Annotated in this window: 13 protein-coding genes; 10 read left to right on the plus strand and 3 right to left on the minus strand. The window is 68.1% G+C overall.

Annotation, left to right across the window (positions count from 1 at the left end; translation table 11 throughout):
• From dxr to ACZY1G_RS21500, 10 genes are all read left to right on the plus strand, one after another.
• Positions 1-1,155 carry a 1-deoxy-D-xylulose-5-phosphate reductoisomerase gene (gene dxr, locus ACZY1G_RS21455; protein ID WP_463816861.1) on the plus strand — a complete coding sequence of 385 codons (1,155 nt, stop codon included), beginning with the start codon at positions 1-3 and terminating at the stop codon, positions 1,153-1,155.
• Positions 1,156-1,184: 29 nt separating this feature from the next.
• Positions 1,185-2,432 (plus strand): M50 family metallopeptidase, encoded by a 1,248-nt coding sequence (locus ACZY1G_RS21460; protein ID WP_463816860.1) that lies wholly within the window; start codon positions 1,185-1,187, stop codon positions 2,430-2,432.
• 43 nt (positions 2,433-2,475) lie between these two features.
• Positions 2,476-3,642, plus strand: a complete 1,167-nt coding sequence (gene ispG, locus ACZY1G_RS21465; RefSeq protein ID WP_463816859.1) for a flavodoxin-dependent (E)-4-hydroxy-3-methylbut-2-enyl-diphosphate synthase — start codon at positions 2,476-2,478, stop codon at positions 3,640-3,642.
• Positions 3,643-3,692: 50 nt separating this feature from the next.
• The gene (locus tag ACZY1G_RS21470; protein ID WP_463816858.1) at positions 3,693-4,556 is read left to right on the plus strand and encodes a GNAT family N-acetyltransferase; all 864 of its coding nucleotides are present in this window, start codon (positions 3,693-3,695) and stop codon (positions 4,554-4,556) included.
• Entirely contained in the window at positions 4,556-5,218 is a 663-nt protein-coding gene (locus ACZY1G_RS21475; RefSeq protein ID WP_463816857.1) for a GNAT family N-acetyltransferase, read from the plus strand. Before ACZY1G_RS21470 ends, ACZY1G_RS21475 begins: the two co-directional genes overlap by 1 nt.
• A 128-nt stretch (positions 5,219-5,346) precedes the next feature.
• Complete coding sequence (locus tag ACZY1G_RS21480; RefSeq protein ID WP_463823556.1) at positions 5,347-7,170, plus strand: penicillin-binding transpeptidase domain-containing protein; 1,824 nt, start codon at positions 5,347-5,349, stop codon at positions 7,168-7,170.
• A 31-nt stretch (positions 7,171-7,201) separates the two neighbouring features.
• The gene (locus ACZY1G_RS21485; RefSeq protein ID WP_221362673.1) at positions 7,202-7,780 is read left to right on the plus strand and encodes a DUF1707 SHOCT-like domain-containing protein; all 579 of its coding nucleotides are present in this window, start codon (positions 7,202-7,204) and stop codon (positions 7,778-7,780) included.
• Positions 7,781-7,823: 43 nt separating this feature from the next.
• Entirely contained in the window at positions 7,824-8,681 is an 858-nt protein-coding gene (map, locus tag ACZY1G_RS21490; RefSeq protein ID WP_463816855.1) for a type I methionyl aminopeptidase, read from the plus strand.
• Between the two features lie 20 nt (positions 8,682-8,701).
• Positions 8,702-9,361 (plus strand): hypothetical protein, encoded by a 660-nt coding sequence (locus ACZY1G_RS21495; RefSeq protein ID WP_463816854.1) that lies wholly within the window; start codon positions 8,702-8,704, stop codon positions 9,359-9,361.
• A 62-nt stretch (positions 9,362-9,423) separates the two neighbouring features.
• Positions 9,424-9,987 (plus strand): alpha/beta fold hydrolase, encoded by a 564-nt coding sequence (locus tag ACZY1G_RS21500; RefSeq protein ID WP_463823557.1) that lies wholly within the window; start codon positions 9,424-9,426, stop codon positions 9,985-9,987.
• 46 nt (positions 9,988-10,033) lie between these two features.
• Here the strand turns inward: ACZY1G_RS21500 and ngg are convergent, their stop codons facing one another.
• The 3 genes from ngg to ACZY1G_RS21515 form a co-directional block, all read right to left on the minus strand.
• Positions 10,034-11,746 (minus strand): N-acetylglutaminylglutamine synthetase, encoded by a 1,713-nt coding sequence (gene ngg / locus ACZY1G_RS21505; protein ID WP_463823657.1) that lies wholly within the window; start codon positions 11,744-11,746, stop codon positions 10,034-10,036.
• Positions 11,747-11,826: 80 nt separating this feature from the next.
• The gene (locus ACZY1G_RS21510; RefSeq protein ID WP_463816852.1) at positions 11,827-13,632 is read right to left on the minus strand and encodes an N-acetylglutaminylglutamine amidotransferase; all 1,806 of its coding nucleotides are present in this window, start codon (positions 13,630-13,632) and stop codon (positions 11,827-11,829) included.
• A 141-nt stretch (positions 13,633-13,773) separates the two neighbouring features.
• Positions 13,774-15,345 (minus strand): amino acid permease, encoded by a 1,572-nt coding sequence (locus ACZY1G_RS21515; protein ID WP_463823558.1) that lies wholly within the window; start codon positions 15,343-15,345, stop codon positions 13,774-13,776.
• Positions 15,346-15,400: the final 55 nt, after the last annotated feature.

Raw genomic sequence — 15,400 nt, forward strand, 5'->3', positions numbered from 1 at the left:
GTGACGCGACGCGTTCTGATCCTCGGCAGCACTGGATCGATCGGCACCCAGGCCCTCGACGTGATCGCCGCCAACCCGGATGAATTCGAGGTCGTCGGGCTGGCCGCAGGTGGCGGCAATGTCGATCTGCTCGCCGAGCAGCGGGCGCGCACCGGCGTCACCGCAGTCGCCGTCGCCGATCCGGCGGCCGCCGAGAAACTCGGTGACGTCACCTACAGCGGACCGGATGCGGTCACCCGTCTCGTGCGCGACACCGAGGCCGACGTCGTGCTCAACGCGCTCGTCGGCGCGCTCGGGCTGCAGCCGACGCTGGCGGCGCTGGAATCGGGTGCACGGTTGGCGTTGGCCAACAAGGAGTCTCTCGTGGCGGGGGGTCCGTTGGTGGTCAAGGCCGCCGCGCCGGATCAGATCGTGCCGGTGGACTCCGAGCATTCGGCGCTGGCGCAGTGCCTGCGCGGGGGCACCCCCGATGAAGTGGCGGCGTTGGTGCTCACCGCCTCGGGTGGGCCGTTCCGCGGCTGGTCGGCCGAGCAGCTCGAGGCAGTCACCCCCGAGCAGGCGGGGGCGCATCCCACCTGGTCCATGGGTCCGATGAACACGCTGAACTCTGCCTCGCTGGTCAACAAAGGGCTCGAACTCATCGAGACACATCTGCTCTTCGGCATCGACTACGACCGAATACAGGTGGTGGTCCACCCGCAGTCGATCGTGCATTCGATGGTCACGTTCACCGATGGCTCGACGCTGGCTCAGGCGAGCCCGCCGGACATGAAGCTGCCTATCGCCCTCGCGCTGGGATGGCCGTCCCGCATCGCCGGGGCCGCAGCCGCGTGCGACTTCACCACCGCCTCGACCTGGGAGTTCGAGCCACTCGACGACGACGTGTTCCCTGCCGTGCGCCTGGCTCGGGAGGCAGGCAAACGGGGTGGCTGCCTGACCGCGGTCTACAACGCGGCCAACGAAGAGGCAGCCGCGGCGTTCCTCGACGGCAGGATCGGATTCCCCGCGATCGTGCGCACCATCGAGGCCGTGCTGCGCGCTGCCGACCAGTGGGCCGCCGAACCAGCTACCGTGGACGATGTGCTCGACGCCCAGGACTGGGCCCGAGACCGTGCCCGCCGGGCCGTCGAGCACGAACTCGCAGGTACTGGCTAGGAGTAGGCGCAGACAGGGATGTTCAGACGATGATGTTCACGATCGGCATCGTGCTGTTCGCACTGGCCATCCTGCTGTCGGTGGCTCTGCACGAGTGCGGCCACATGTGGGTGGCCCGCGCGACGGGCATGAAGGTGCGTCGCTACTTCGTCGGCTTCGGGCCGACGCTGTGGTCGACCCGCCGGCCCAACCGGCTGGGCTCCACCGAATACGGCGTCAAGGCGGTCCCGCTGGGCGGCTTCTGCGACATCGCGGGCATGACGTCTGTCGAGGAACTCGATCCCGAAGATCGCCCGTATGCGATGTACCGGCAGAAGACGTGGAAGCGCGTCGCGGTGCTCGCCGCAGGCCCGGGGATGAACTTCGTCATCGGCCTCGTGCTGATCTACGCGATCGCCATCATCTGGGGTCTGCCCAATCTGCACCAGCCCACCAACGCGATGGTCGGGCAGACCTCGTGCGTCAAAGACGAAGTGACGCAAGGCAATCTAGGGGAGTGCGTGGCGGCCAGCCCCGCCGCGGCGGCAGGCATCCAGGCCGGCGACGTCATCGTCGCGGTCGGGGGCACCCCGGTAGCCAACTTCGACGAGATGTCCACCGCCGTGCGCAAACTCAACGGCCCCACCGAACTCACCGTGCAGCGCGAGGAGAACGGGCAGACCCGCGAGTTCGTCACCACGGTCAACGTCACGCCGAGCCAGCGGTTCGTCGCCAAGGACGGCGCCACCGACGGTGCTGAACCGACGCCGACGCAGGTCGGCACCATCGGCGTGGCCGCGGCCAGTTTCGGGCCCACCCAGTACAACCCGCTGTCCGCGGTCCCGGCGACCTTCGCCTTCACCGGCGATCTGGCCGTCGAGATCGGCAAGTCGCTGGCGAAGATCCCCACCAAGGTCGGGGCGCTGGTGCAGTCCATCGGTGGCGGGGAACGCGACCCGGAGACCCCGATCAGTGTGGTGGGCGCCAGCATCATCGGCGGTGACACCGTCGAGGCCGGGCTGTGGGTGGCGTTCTGGTTCTTCCTCGCCCAGCTGAACTTCGTGCTCGGCGCGGTCAACCTCGTCCCGCTGCTGCCGTTTGACGGCGGCCACATCGCGATCGCGCTGTACGAGAAGCTGCGCAACATGGCACGCACGGCGCGCGGCAAAGTGGCCGCCGCGCCGGTCAACTATCTCAAGCTGATGCCGGCCACCTACGTGGTGCTGGTGTTGGTGGTCGGCTACATGCTGCTGACCGTGACGGCCGACCTGGTCAACCCGATCAGGTTGTTCCAATAGGGCCACTCGGTTCCCGCCACTCGGTTCTACAAGGAAAGCTCTGATGACTTCCATCGGTTTAGGAATGCCGGCCGCGCCGGCGCCCGTCCTGGCCCCGCGCCGCAAGACCCGTCAGCTCAAGGTCGGCGACGTCGGCGTGGGCAGCGATTCGCCGATCTCGGTGCAATCGATGTGCACCACCAAGACACACGACATAAACGCCACGCTGCAGCAGATCGCCGAGCTGACCGCATCCGGATGTGACATCGTCCGCGTCGCCTGCCCACGCCAGGAGGACGCCGACGCGCTGCCGATCATCGCCAAGAAAGCCAACATCCCGGTGATCGCCGACATTCACTTCCAGCCCAAGTACATCTTCGCCGCGATCGATGCCGGATGCGCCGCCGTCCGGGTGAACCCCGGCAACATCAAGGAGTTCGACGGCCGGGTCAAGGAGGTCGCCAAGGCGGCCGGCGCCGCGGGCATCCCGATCCGGATCGGCGTCAACGCCGGCTCGCTGGACAAGCGGATGCTCGAGAAGTACGGCAAGGCCACTCCGGAGGCGCTGGTCGAATCCGCGCTGTGGGAAGCGTCGTTGTTCGAGGAGCACGGCTTCGGCGACATCAAGATCAGCGTCAAGCACAACGATCCGGTCATCATGGTCGAGGCGTACGAGCAGCTGGCGGCGAAGTGTGACTATCCGCTGCACCTCGGCGTCACCGAGGCAGGTCCCGCCTTCCAGGGCACCATCAAGTCCGCCGTCGCATTCGGCGCCCTGCTGTCGCGCGGCATCGGCGACACCATCCGGGTGTCGCTGTCCGCGCCGCCGGCCGAAGAGGTCAAGGTCGGCACACAGATCCTGGAGTCGCTGAATCTGCGGCCCCGCGGTCTGGAGATCGTGTCGTGCCCGTCGTGCGGACGCGCGCAGGTGGACGTCTACACGCTCGCCAACGAGGTCACCGCGGGCCTGGAGGGCATGGACGTGCCGCTGCGGGTCGCGGTGATGGGATGCGTGGTCAACGGACCGGGCGAAGCGCGCGAGGCCGACCTGGGTGTGGCGTCCGGCAACGGCAAGGGTCAGATCTTCGTCAAGGGCGAGGTGATCAAGACGGTGCCCGAGGCGCAGATCGTCGAGACGCTCATCGAGGAGGCCATGAGGTTGGCGGCCGACATGGACACGGCGCAAGGTTCCGGGGATGCCAGCGGTTCGCCGATTGTGACCGTAAGCTGAGCGCACGGCCTCATTAGGGCTGCACAAGGGTCGTCGCAGAAAGAGTCCAGATGTCGGCTCCTCCGCTTTTTCGCCTCGTTGACGAGCGAAGGGTGTCGGTGGTGCGCGACATCCGTGACATGACCGCCGTCCGGCAGGTTCTCGACGACGATCCGGTGGCCTCCTGCATGGTGGCGTCCCGGGTTGCCGAACACGGCATCGAGCCGGCGGCCATCGGCGGAGAGCTGTGGACGCGTCGGCGGGCCAGCGAATCCCTCTGCTACGCCGGGGCCAACCTGATCCCGCTGCGGGGTGCGGCCAGTGACCTGAATGCGTTCGCGGACAAGGCGATGAGCACGTCGCGCCGGTGTTCGTCGCTGGTCGGGCGCGCGGAACTCGTGCTGCCGATGTGGCAGCGCCTCGAGCCGGTCTGGGGCCCCGCTCGCGACGTGCGCGCCCACCAGCCGTTGATGGCCCTGGGTGGCGCTCCGTCCTGTGCGACGGATCCCGCGGTGCGGCAGGTGCGCATGGACGAGCTGGACGCCTATCTGGTCGCGGCGGTCGACATGTTCATCGGCGAGGTGGGCATCGATCCGCGCACGGGTGACGGAGGCCGCGGCTACCGGCGCCGGGTCGCCGGGCTGATCGCCGCCGGCCGGGCGTGGGCGCGCTTCGACCGCGGACAGGTGGTGTACAAAGCCGAGGTGGGATCGCAATCACCGGCCGTCGGCCAGATCCAGGGCGTGTGGGTACATCCGGACCTGCGGGGCCGGGGGATGGGTACCGGCGGAACCGCGACCGTCGCCGCGGCCGTCGTCGCGAGTGGACGCATCGCCAGCCTGTACGTCAACAGCTTCAACACCGTTGCACGCGCAACCTATGCGCGGATCGGGTTCACCGAGGTCGCCTCCTTCGCCACGGTGCTGCTGGACTGATGGCCGACCAGGATGCGACGCAGCGCACGATCGTCGCCGACGCGATGATGCGTGCGCTGGAGTGCCGCCATGACGTGCTGGACGCGGTGGTGGCCTCCGAGGACTACGACGCCGCGATCGAAGCGCTCGCCGATCTGCTCGACACCACCGCCGAGGCGGCCGAGGCAGTTCTGCGGTTGTCGTTCGACCGGCTGACCCGGGTGTCGCGGCGGCGGATCGCCGCGGAGTTGAACAGCCTGACCAGTCAGCAGTCGATGAATGCCCCGGTCGAGCAGGCACCGGGGTCAGCGCGTCGCCTGCGGCTGAGGCCTTTCCGCGCGGACGTCGACCACGACATCTTCGCCGCGCGCACCGACGACGTCCGCGCCGCCGGCGACGGCACTGACGCGCCTCCGCGCGAGCTGGCCGACGAAATCCGCGACGCCGTGACCCGGGTCGCGGCCGAGGAGGCGGCGTGGCTGGTGGCCGAGGTCGGCACCGCCAAGGTGGGCATGGTGTTCGGTGAGTTGTGCGGCGGCGAGGTCGACGTTCGGATCTGGATTCACCCTGACCATCGAAAGCAGGGTTACGGCACCGCTGCGCTGCGGACGTCGCGCTCGGAGATGGCCGCCTATTTTCCGGCCGCGCCGCTCGTGGTCCGGGCCCCGGCCGCCGGGGCGTAATTTCCCGCGCCGAGATCGACGAAATGGTGGATCTCTCTCGTACTTCTGCGCCCAAACGTCGGTTTGGGCGGTTGTGACGCGGTGCGCCTGCAGCGATATCGGATCGTTACTTCTTAACATCAGTCCCAATGGTCACAAGAGTCTCTTCCGCATCAGCGACCGCGCGACTGTTGGCCGTCGTCAGCATCGTGGTTCTCGCCCTGACGTTGGGTGCGTGCACGCCGCGGCCCGATGGGCCCGAGCCCACCGCCGAGGCGTTCTTCACCGCACTGGCCACCGGTGACACCAGCGCCGCAGCCGCACTGTCCGACCGACCCGACGCCGCCCGCGACGCACTCAACGAGGCGTGGGCCGGCCTGCAGGCCAAGGCGCTGGACGCCCAGATACTGAGCGCCAAGTACGCCGAGGACACCGGCAGCATCACCTACCGCTACACCTGGCATCTGCCCAAAGACCGGAGCTGGACCTACGACGGCCAGCTCAACATGATCCGCGAGGAGGGGCGCTGGCAGGTGCGCTGGACCGCGACCGGCCTGCATCCCCGCCTCGGCGAGAACCAGACGCTGGCGCTGCGTGCCGATCCGCCGCCGCGGGCATCGGTCAACGAGCGCAGTGGCACCACCGTGCTGGTTCCGGGCTTCCGGTACGGCTTCGCCCTCGACGCGAAGGCCGCGGGCGAGCAGTTGATGCCGACCGCGCGGGCGGTCGCCGACGCGTTGCGTCGCTTCGACAACACCCTGGATCCGCAGCGTCTCGCCGAGCAGGCCAGCTCGTCGGCCGGACCGCTCAACCTGGTCACCCTGCGCCAGGCCGACCGCGACGCCGTCGCCGGCGCGATCGGGGCGCTGCCCGGGGTCGTCATCACCCCGCAGCCCGAGATGGTGCCCACCGACGAGCATTTCGCGCCGGCCCTGATCGACGAGGTGAAGAAGACCGTCTCCGACGAACTCGACGGATCACCGGGCTGGCGCGTGGTCACGGTCAACCAGAACGGCGTGGACGTCGACGTGCTCAACGAGGTGCCGGGAACCCCCGCCCCGTCGATCAACATCAGCCTGGACCGGGCCGTGCAGAACGCGGCGCAGAACGCCGTCGACGTCACCGGCAAGCAGGCCATGATCGTGGTGATCAAGCCGTCGACCGGCGAGATCCTGGCGGTGGCCCAGAACACCTCCGCCGACCAGGAGGGCCCGCTGGCCACGATGGGGCTCTACCCGCCGGGGTCGACGTTCAAGATCGTCACCGCGGGTGCGGCGATCGAGCGGGACATGGCCACCCCCAACACGCTGCTCGGGTGCCCCGGCCACCTCGACATCGGGCATCGCACGGTGCCCAACTACGGCGGCTTCGACCTGGGCACGGTGCCGATGTCGCGGGCATTCGCCAGTTCCTGCAACACCACCTTCGCCGAACTGGCCAGCCGCATGCCTCCGCGCGGGCTCACCCAGGCCGCCTCGCAGTACGGCATCGGGCCTGACTACAAGATCGCGGGGCTGTCGACCGTGAGCGGCTCGGTGCCGCCGACGGTCAATCTCACCGAGCGCACCGAGGACGGCTTCGGTCAGGGCAAGGTGCTCGTCAGCCCGTTCGGCATGGCGCTGGCTGCCGCCACCGTCGCGGCCGGTCAGACCCCGGTGCCGCGGCTGATCGCCGGCCGAGAAACCGAGGTCAGCGGCGACCGGCAGCCCATCCCGGCCAGCGTGGTCGACAACCTGCGGCCGATGATGCGCCTGGTCGTCACCAACGGCACCGCGAAGGACCTGCAGGGAGCGGGCGACGTACGCGGCAAGACCGGCGAGGCCGAGTTCGCCGGCGGCTCGCACTCCTGGTTCACCGGCTATCGAGGTGACATGGCTTTTTCAGCCCTGATCGTCGGCGGCGGGAGTTCGGAGTACGCGGTGCGCATGCTCAAGGGCATGCTCGATTCACTGCCGCCCGACTACCAGGCCTGAGCGCAGCGCCCGGCGGTACGGTGGAACGGCCATGACCGATATCGAGCTGCGGATCTCCGACGCCGACCGCAACGGCACCCTGCGCCGCCTGCACAACGCCGTCGCGCTCGGCCTGATCGACATCGCGGAGTTCGAGGAGCGCTCGGCGATGGTGTCGCGGGCGCGGCTGCCATCCGACCTCGACGCCCTCGTCGGTGACCTGCCCGGCCCAGGGGCGATCGTGGCCTCGGCCGCCGACCGCGTGGAACTGCGTGGGGTCTTCGGTTCGCTGAGGCGCCAGGGTGAGTGGGTGGTGCCGACCCGACTGGCGCTCTACCGACGGATGGGCTCGGTGGAGCTCGACCTCACAAGAGCTCGGTTCGCCGGCCCCATCGTCATCATCGAGCTCGACATGAAGTTCGGCGGCTTGGATCTGAGGCTTCCCGACGGCGCCAGCGCGTCCATCGACGACGTCGAAGTCAACGTCGGCAGCGCCACCGACCACCGCAAAGAAGCTCCCGCAGAAGGAAATCCGCATGTGGTGCTGACCGGCAAGGTGGTATGCGGTTCGGTCGACATCCGAGGCCCCCAGAAGTCCTGGCGGGTCGGCCTACCGCGGCGTGGCCACTGATCGGCTGACCACCAAGGCCGGCGCGGCGACTAGCATCGAGACCATGTCTGTTCGGACCGCCCTGCGACCCGGCACCGTGTCGCCGACACTGCCGGTGCCCGCGTCGATTCCCCGACCCGAGTACGTGTGGAAGCCGACCGCGCAGGAGGGCAGCGAACCGTGGGTGCAGACGCCCGAGGTGATCGAGAAGATGCGGGTGGCCGGCCGGATCGCCGCCGGCGCGCTGGCTGCCGCGGGTGAGGCCGTCGCACCGGGGGTGACCACCGATGCGCTGGACCGGATCGCCCACGAGTACATGATCGACCACGGCGCCTATCCCTCGACGCTGGGCTACAAGGGCTATCCCAAGTCGTGCTGCACGTCGCTGAACGAGATCATCTGCCACGGCATCCCGGATTCGACCGTGATCTCCGACGGCGACATCGTCAACATCGACGTCACCGCCTACATCGACGGGGTGCACGGCGACACCAATGCGACGTTCCTGGCCGGCAACGTCTCCGAGGAGCACCGCCTGCTGGTCGAACGCACTCACGAGGCGACCATGCGCGCGATCAAGGCCGTCAAACCCGGCCGCGCCCTCTCGGTGGTCGGACGGGTCATCGAGGCCTACGCGAATCGGTTCGGCTACAATGTCGTTCGCGATTTCACCGGCCACGGCATCGGCACCACCTTCCACAACGGCCTGGTGGTGTTGCACTACGACCAGCCATCGGTGCAGACCGTGATCGAACCGGGCATGACGTTCACCATCGAGCCGATGATCAACCTGGGCAGCCTCGACTACGAGATCTGGGACGACGATTGGACCGTCGCGACCACCGACAAGAAGTGGACCGCACAGTTCGAGCACACGCTGGTGGTCACTGAATCCGGCGCGGAGATCCTCACGCAGCTCTGAGCCGTCGGTAGCCTGATGCCATGCATTGGCGCGCCGTCCTCGCGACCGTTGTCGCGCTCACGGTCGGCGCCTGCGCGCCGACGGTGACCGGGACGGCGACCTGGCCGGGTGCGCGGCTGGACAGGGCGCTGCTCACCGCGGCCGACTTCCCGCCCGGCGTGCACTACGAGCGGGTCGACAAGGCGCCCGGCGCCGCGGACGGGGCGGGTGGCCCGCCGCCGATGCTGTCGAAACCCGAGGGCTGCACCGACGGTCTGACCCGGGACATCGCCGCCACCGCCGAGCGCGGACCCGGTAGCGGTGCGGAGTACGTGGCGGCCTACGACGGCGCGCGCATGGTGATCACCGTGCTGACGTGGCCGCTCGATCTCGGCCGGTTGGCCGCGACTGCCGAGCGCTGCGCGACGTTCGAGACTTTTTTCGCTCCTAGCGATCCCGGTATACCGATGACGACCACGCGCCTGCAGACCGACCGCGCCGACGCCCTTGTCTACGAGCAGACGATGCATCTCTCCGGCGCCGACAGCACGGTCTATTTCTCGTTCGAGAATATCGGCGCGGCAGCGGTTTTCGGCATCGCCTTCCCGACTCGGGACCCCTCGATTCCCGTGCAGGGCACATTGCCGCAGACGTTTCTCGACACGATTTCCCGGCAGGCCCAGCGCGTCGCGTCGGCATGACGCATGCGTCAACCGCAGGCAAATCCGCCCGCTGACTCAGCTGTGGACGGTAGCGTGGCGCAATGCCCGCTCCCATGATCACCGTCGACGGCGTAGGGGTGCCCGTCGAGGTCGCCGGTCCCGAGAACGGTTCGGTCGTGGTGTTGCTCGGCGCCGCCCAGAAGGCGCCCGCCGCCTACGAAGCCGTGTGCCAGCGGTTGCACACTGCATCGTTGCGAACCGTGGTCATCGGTCCGGATCCTCGAATCACCGCGAAGTCGGTGATCGACATCCTGGACAGGCTCGACGTGCGGTGGGCGTTGCTGGTGGGGGACAGGCTCGGGGGTGAGCTGGCCTGGGAGCTGGCGGCGACGAGGCTGGATCGCTTCATCGGCCTGGTCGTCATCGATCGCGGTCACCCTCGGGTGCCTGACCTGGCTGGGGCGGTGCGCGACGAGGGTTGCCCGCCGGTCGAACTGAACACCACCGCGCTGGTGAGCACCCCCGCAGCGCGGGCGGTGGCCAAGGCGAGCCAGCGCTTTGTCTACGGCGAGTACCGGATCGTCGATCTGCTGGGCCGGCGGCAGGCCGCCGATTCGACGGCGCAGCTCGCCGCCGAAATCGTGATGCGCACCAGCACCTGGTGAATCAGGCCGCGGTGAATCAGGCCGTGGCGACTCAGGCCGCGGTGAATCAGGCCTCGGTGTCGGCGCTGCTCGGTGCTTCGTCAGGGGTCCACGCCTGCGGGATGCCTGGCTGACCGGGGAACAGGAAGTCGACGAATGCGGCTGCGGTGGGCTGGGGTTCGTGATTGGCGAGCCCGGGTCGCTCGTTGGCCTCGATGAACACATAATCCGGCCGGGTGACGTCGGGCACCAGCAGATCGATGCCCGTCACAGGGATACCGATCGCCTCGGCCGAGGCCACGGCGACCCGGCACAACTCCGGGTGGACGGTCGAGGTGACATCGTGAATGGTGCCGCCCTGGTGCAGGTTCGCGGTGCGCCGCACACGCAGCCTCTCACCTTCGGGGAGCACGTCGTCGAACGAGTAGCCGGCCTCGCGAACGGTGTTCTCGGTGACGACGTCCATGGGGATACGGGACTCACCGCCGGTGGCCGCGGCGCGCCGTCTGCTCTGCGCCTCGATCAGCTCACCGATGGTGTGACGGCCGGTGCCCGTCACCTCGGCAGGCAGTCGCAGGGCCGCGGCGACGACCTTCTTGTCGATGACCACCAGGCGCAGGTCGTCGCCCTCGGCGCGCTGTTCGATCAGCACTTCGGGGTGCTGTTCGCGAGCCCGAGCCAGTGCGGAATCCAGTTCGTCGTCACTGTCGACTCCGACGGTGATGCCCTTGCCCTGCTCGCCTCGCGTCGGCTTCACCACCACGTCGCCGACCTCGGCCAGAAATTCGTGGTCGGCGTCGTCGAACGTCGCGAGCCGCCCCTTCGGTACGGCGATCCCGGCCTCGGAGACGATGCGGCGGGTCAGCCGCTTGTCGTCGCACCGGCTCATCGCCACGGCAGATGTGTACTCCGACAACGACTCTCGGGTGACCACGCTGCGTCCGCCGTGGGACAGGCGCATCTCACCGGCCTCGGCGTCGAGCACCTCGACCCAGATGCCACGCCGCATCGCCTCGTCGGCGATGATGCGCGCGTACGGGTTGAGGTCGTCGACCGTTTCGGGCGGATGGGTGAAAAGCGGCTCGTTGATGGCGTTCTTGCGCTTGACCGCCATCACCGGGACGCGGCTGAAGCCGAGCTTCTCGTACAGCCCGATCGCGGCGTTGTTGTCGTGGGTGACCGACAGGTCCATGTAGGACCGCCCGCGGTCGCGGTACAGCGTTGCCAACGCACGGGTCAGGGCTGCGCCGACGCCGGGCAGTGTCGCCCCCGGGTCGACGGCCAGCGTCCACAGACTGGTTCCGTTCTCCGGATCGGCGAACAAGGTGGTGTGGTCGACGCCGGTGACCGTGCCGATCACACTGCCGTCGTCATCGGCGACCGCGACCAGATAGTCGACCGAGGGCTGGTTGCGGTGGTTGTCCCACAGCACGTCGGTCGGTGCGGGCACCATGCCGCACCGGACGTAGACGCGGTTCATCGCGTCGGCGTCCTCCCGCTGCTCCAGTGAACGCACCGTGAACCCACTCGGTGGCCGGACGTCGTCGTCGGCCTCGGTGAAGCGCAACCGGTAGGTGTGGCTGGGATCGATGAACAGCTCAGCCGGGGCCTTGGACACCAGCACATGCGGCTCGCGAGCGTAGATACAGATGTCGCGGCGCCCCTGCGCCTCCGCGCGCAGCACGTCGGCCAACCGGGCCGGATCGCTGAACGTCTGTCCGAAGATCAGTCGGCCCCAGCCCAATTCGAGCACCACATCGTCGGCCATCGCGTCGACCATGTCGGGTGGAGACGCCTCGTGCAGCGCAAGGGTGATGGCCTCGGACCGCTCTGACGCCGGATCGGTCCTGTCCACGCTGGTCACGCCGCCGGCCCGCTGATGCCGTGCTTCTGCAGCCACAGTTCGAGCAGCGCGATCTGCCACAGCTCGTTGCCGCGCAGCGGCGTGAGTTTGCCGTTGGGGTCGGCCAGCAGGCGCTCGACCGCCTCGGGCCGGAACAGGCCGCGCTCCTTGGCCGCCGGCGCATAAAGCGCATCACGCACCAGATTCAGGTAGGGGCCTTCGAGGTGGGTCAGTGCGGGCACCGGGAAGTAGCCCTTGGGGCGGTCGATCACTTCAGACGGAACGACTTGCCGCGCAGCCTGTTTGAGCACGCCCTTGCCCTCGTGGGCGGTCTTGAGCTGCGGCGGGCAGGTCGCGGCGAGCTCGACGAGGTCGTGGTCGAGGAACGGGACGCGACCCTCCAGCCCCCAGGCCATCGTCATGTTGTCCACGCGCTTGACCGGATCGTCGACCAGCATCACGGTGGTGTCCAGGCGCAGCGCCCGATCCACCCCGGTCTCGGCGCCGCCGCGGGCGAAGTGCTCCGTGACGAACAGTTCGCTCGGGTCGTCCTCGGCGAGGTAGGCGGCCGACACCAGATCGCTGTAACCGGTGCGGTCCCGGTCGAAGAACGCGCCGCGGTAGCTGGCGACGGAGCCCTCCAGGGACGCGGCCGAGGGCTCTCCCATCGGGGGATACCAGTGATAGCCGGCGAACACCTCGTCGGCGCCCTGCCCGGACTGCACGACTTTGACGTGCTTGGCCACCTCTTGGCTCAGCAGGTAGAACGCCACGCAGTCGTGGCTGACCATCGGTTCGCTCATCGCTCCGATCGCGCCGTCGAGGGCGGGCAGCATGCGCGCGGTGTCGATGCGGATCTGGTGGTGGTCGGTGCCGAAGCGCTTCGCGATGATGTCGCTGTACTTGAACTCGTCGCCGGCCACCCCGTTGACCGACTCGAAGCCGATCGAGAACGTGGCGAGGCCGTGCTGGCCGGCTTCGGCCAACAATCCGACGATCAGGCTGGAGTCGACGCCGCCGGACAGCAGGCACCCGACGGGAACGTCGGCGACCAGCCGACGTTTGACCGCGACCCGCAGGGACTCGAGTACGGCGTCCTCCCAGTCCTTTTCGGACCAGTCGGCGCGATCGGCGTGGCGGGTGAAGTCCGGCTCCCAGTACGTCGTGACCGTGCGGGTGCCATCGGGTTCGATGGCCATCAGCGAGGCCGGCGGGAGCTTGGTCACCCCGCGCAGGATGGTGCGGGGCGAGGGCACCACCGAGTGGAACGTCATGTAGTGGTTCAGCGCGATCGGGTCGATGCGGGTGTCGATGTCACCGCCGGCCAGAAGGGCAGGCAGTGAGGAGGCGAACCGGATCCGGCGGTCCGTCTCCGACAGGTAGAGGGGTTTGATCCCCAGCCGGTCGCGGCCCAGCAGCACCCGCCCGCTGTCGCGTTCGACGATCGCGAACGCGAACATGCCCTTGAGGCGGTCGACGAACCGGTCACCCCAGTGGTGGTAGGCCTTGATCAGCACCTCGGTGTCGCTGTGGGAGAAGAACCGGTACCCGTGGCCGGACAGTTCGTCCCGAAGGCTCTCGTAGTTGTAGATGCAGCCGTTCCAGGCGATCGACAGTCCGAGCTCGGCGTCGACCATCGGCTGCGCACCGGCTTCGGTGAGATCGATGATCTTCAGCCGCCGGTGGCCGAGAGCGACACGGCCTTGCGACCAGACGCCGGCGGCGTCGGGGCCGCGGGGGACCATGACTTCGGCCATCGCGGTGACGGCGCGGACATCTGGGTTGGTTCCGTCGAGGCGTACCTCGCCGGTGGCTCCACACACGTGTTCGACCCTACTGTAGTGTCGGCGTTCCTCGATCAGACGTTGACTCCGCGCAGCACCGCGCGGCGATGGAACGGTTTACCCGCCCGTCAGCCCGCCAAACGCCGATTCGGCATCAAGATCGAGATCCGCGTCACAGGGTCAGCCGACGTTCTCCAGCTCTCCGCCGGACTCGTCGACCTGCTTGATGGGCCCGGTGAACCACTTTTTCACCGAGGCGTGCCAGTAGATGTAGAGCAGGATGAGCACGGTGCCGACGAGCAGCGGGGTGTAGTTGACGAACTTCCACTCGAAACTCGGGTCCCACGGCGCACCGCTGATCGAGGTGGGGAACATCGCGATGATCGAGGTGATGACGATCTCGAGGATCGCCACCGGAGCCATCCACCGGTGGTGTCCGCGCAGGTTCCACTTGCCCAGCGGGAACGAATCGCCGGCCTTCCAGCGGTAGTAGATCGGCACGGCGAAGCATAGGTACAGGCCGACGACGCCGATCGAGACGACGGCGAAGAACGCGACGGGAACCGGGGCGCCGTTGATGTCGACCTCGACCAGTGCAGGCAGAGTGATGATCGCCGCGATGGCCGCCGTCAGCATCACCGCGTTGGCGGGCACCCGATTGCCGTTGACCTTGGACCACAACTGGTGTCCCGGCACGGCCCGGTCGCGGCTGAAGGCGAAGAGCATGCGGGACGCGCTGGTCTGGCAGGCGGTGGTGCAGAACAGCTGCCCGGCCGTGGAGATCAGCAGCACGATCGCCACCCACTTGGAGTCCATGGCCTGGGTGAAGATCGTGGCCACGGCGCCGCCGCCGGCGGTCACGCCGTCGACGTCCTGGACGGCGAACAGGAACGTCAGCAGCAGGATCCAGCCGCCGATCGCGGAGTAGAAGATCGATCGCCAGATGCCCTTGGCCGCTCCGTCGGCCGCGCTCTTGGTCTCCTCGGACAGGTGCGCGGACGCGTCGTACCCGGTGATCGTGTATTGCGTCAGGATCGCCGACATCGGCAGCACGAAGAGAAGGAAGCCGAAGCCGGAGGTCGAGCCGCCGAACCAGCCTGTGTTGTTGACGGTGGTGGTGAACACGGTGGAGAAGCTGGCGTGCTGCTCGGGGATCAGCCACAGGATGGCGACGACGGCGAGGGCGCCGATGACGTGCCACCACACCGAGATGTTGTTGATGACGGCCAGCAGATGCGACGAGAAGATGTTGATCAGCGCGACGACGACGAGGATCACGATGAAGATCACGAAGGTCCGGGTGAGGCTGTAGCCGGCGAGCCAGCTCTCGCTGAAGGTGCCCAACGTCAGGTCCAGGAAGGTCGCGCTGCCGTAGGCGACGGAAGCCAGGATGGCGATGAGCCCGACGAGGTTGAGCCAACCGGTGTAATAGCCGGCCTTGGGGCCGCCGAGTTTGGCTGCCCACCAGTAGATCCCACCCGAGGTGGGAAACGCCGAGACCAGCTCGGACATGCACAGCCCGATGATCAGGATGAAGACCGCGATGATGGGCCAGCCCCAGGCGATGGCCGCCGGGCCGCCGTTGTTCCAGCCCAGGCCGAACGAGGTGAAGCAGCCCGCCAGGATCGAGATGATCGAGAACGAGATCGCGAAGTTGGAGAACGCCGACCACGATCGGTGCAGTTCCTGGGTGTATCCCAGCGAGGCGAGGTGCTTTTCGTCGTCGTCGAGCAGTTCGTGACCTTCGGGCACGGGGGACCTCCTGTGTGGGGGGACAGGTGCGCGTCGGCGGCGGCGCAGGCGCCGA

The sequence above is a fragment of the Mycobacterium sp. IDUB_5 genome, assembly GCF_055419565.1.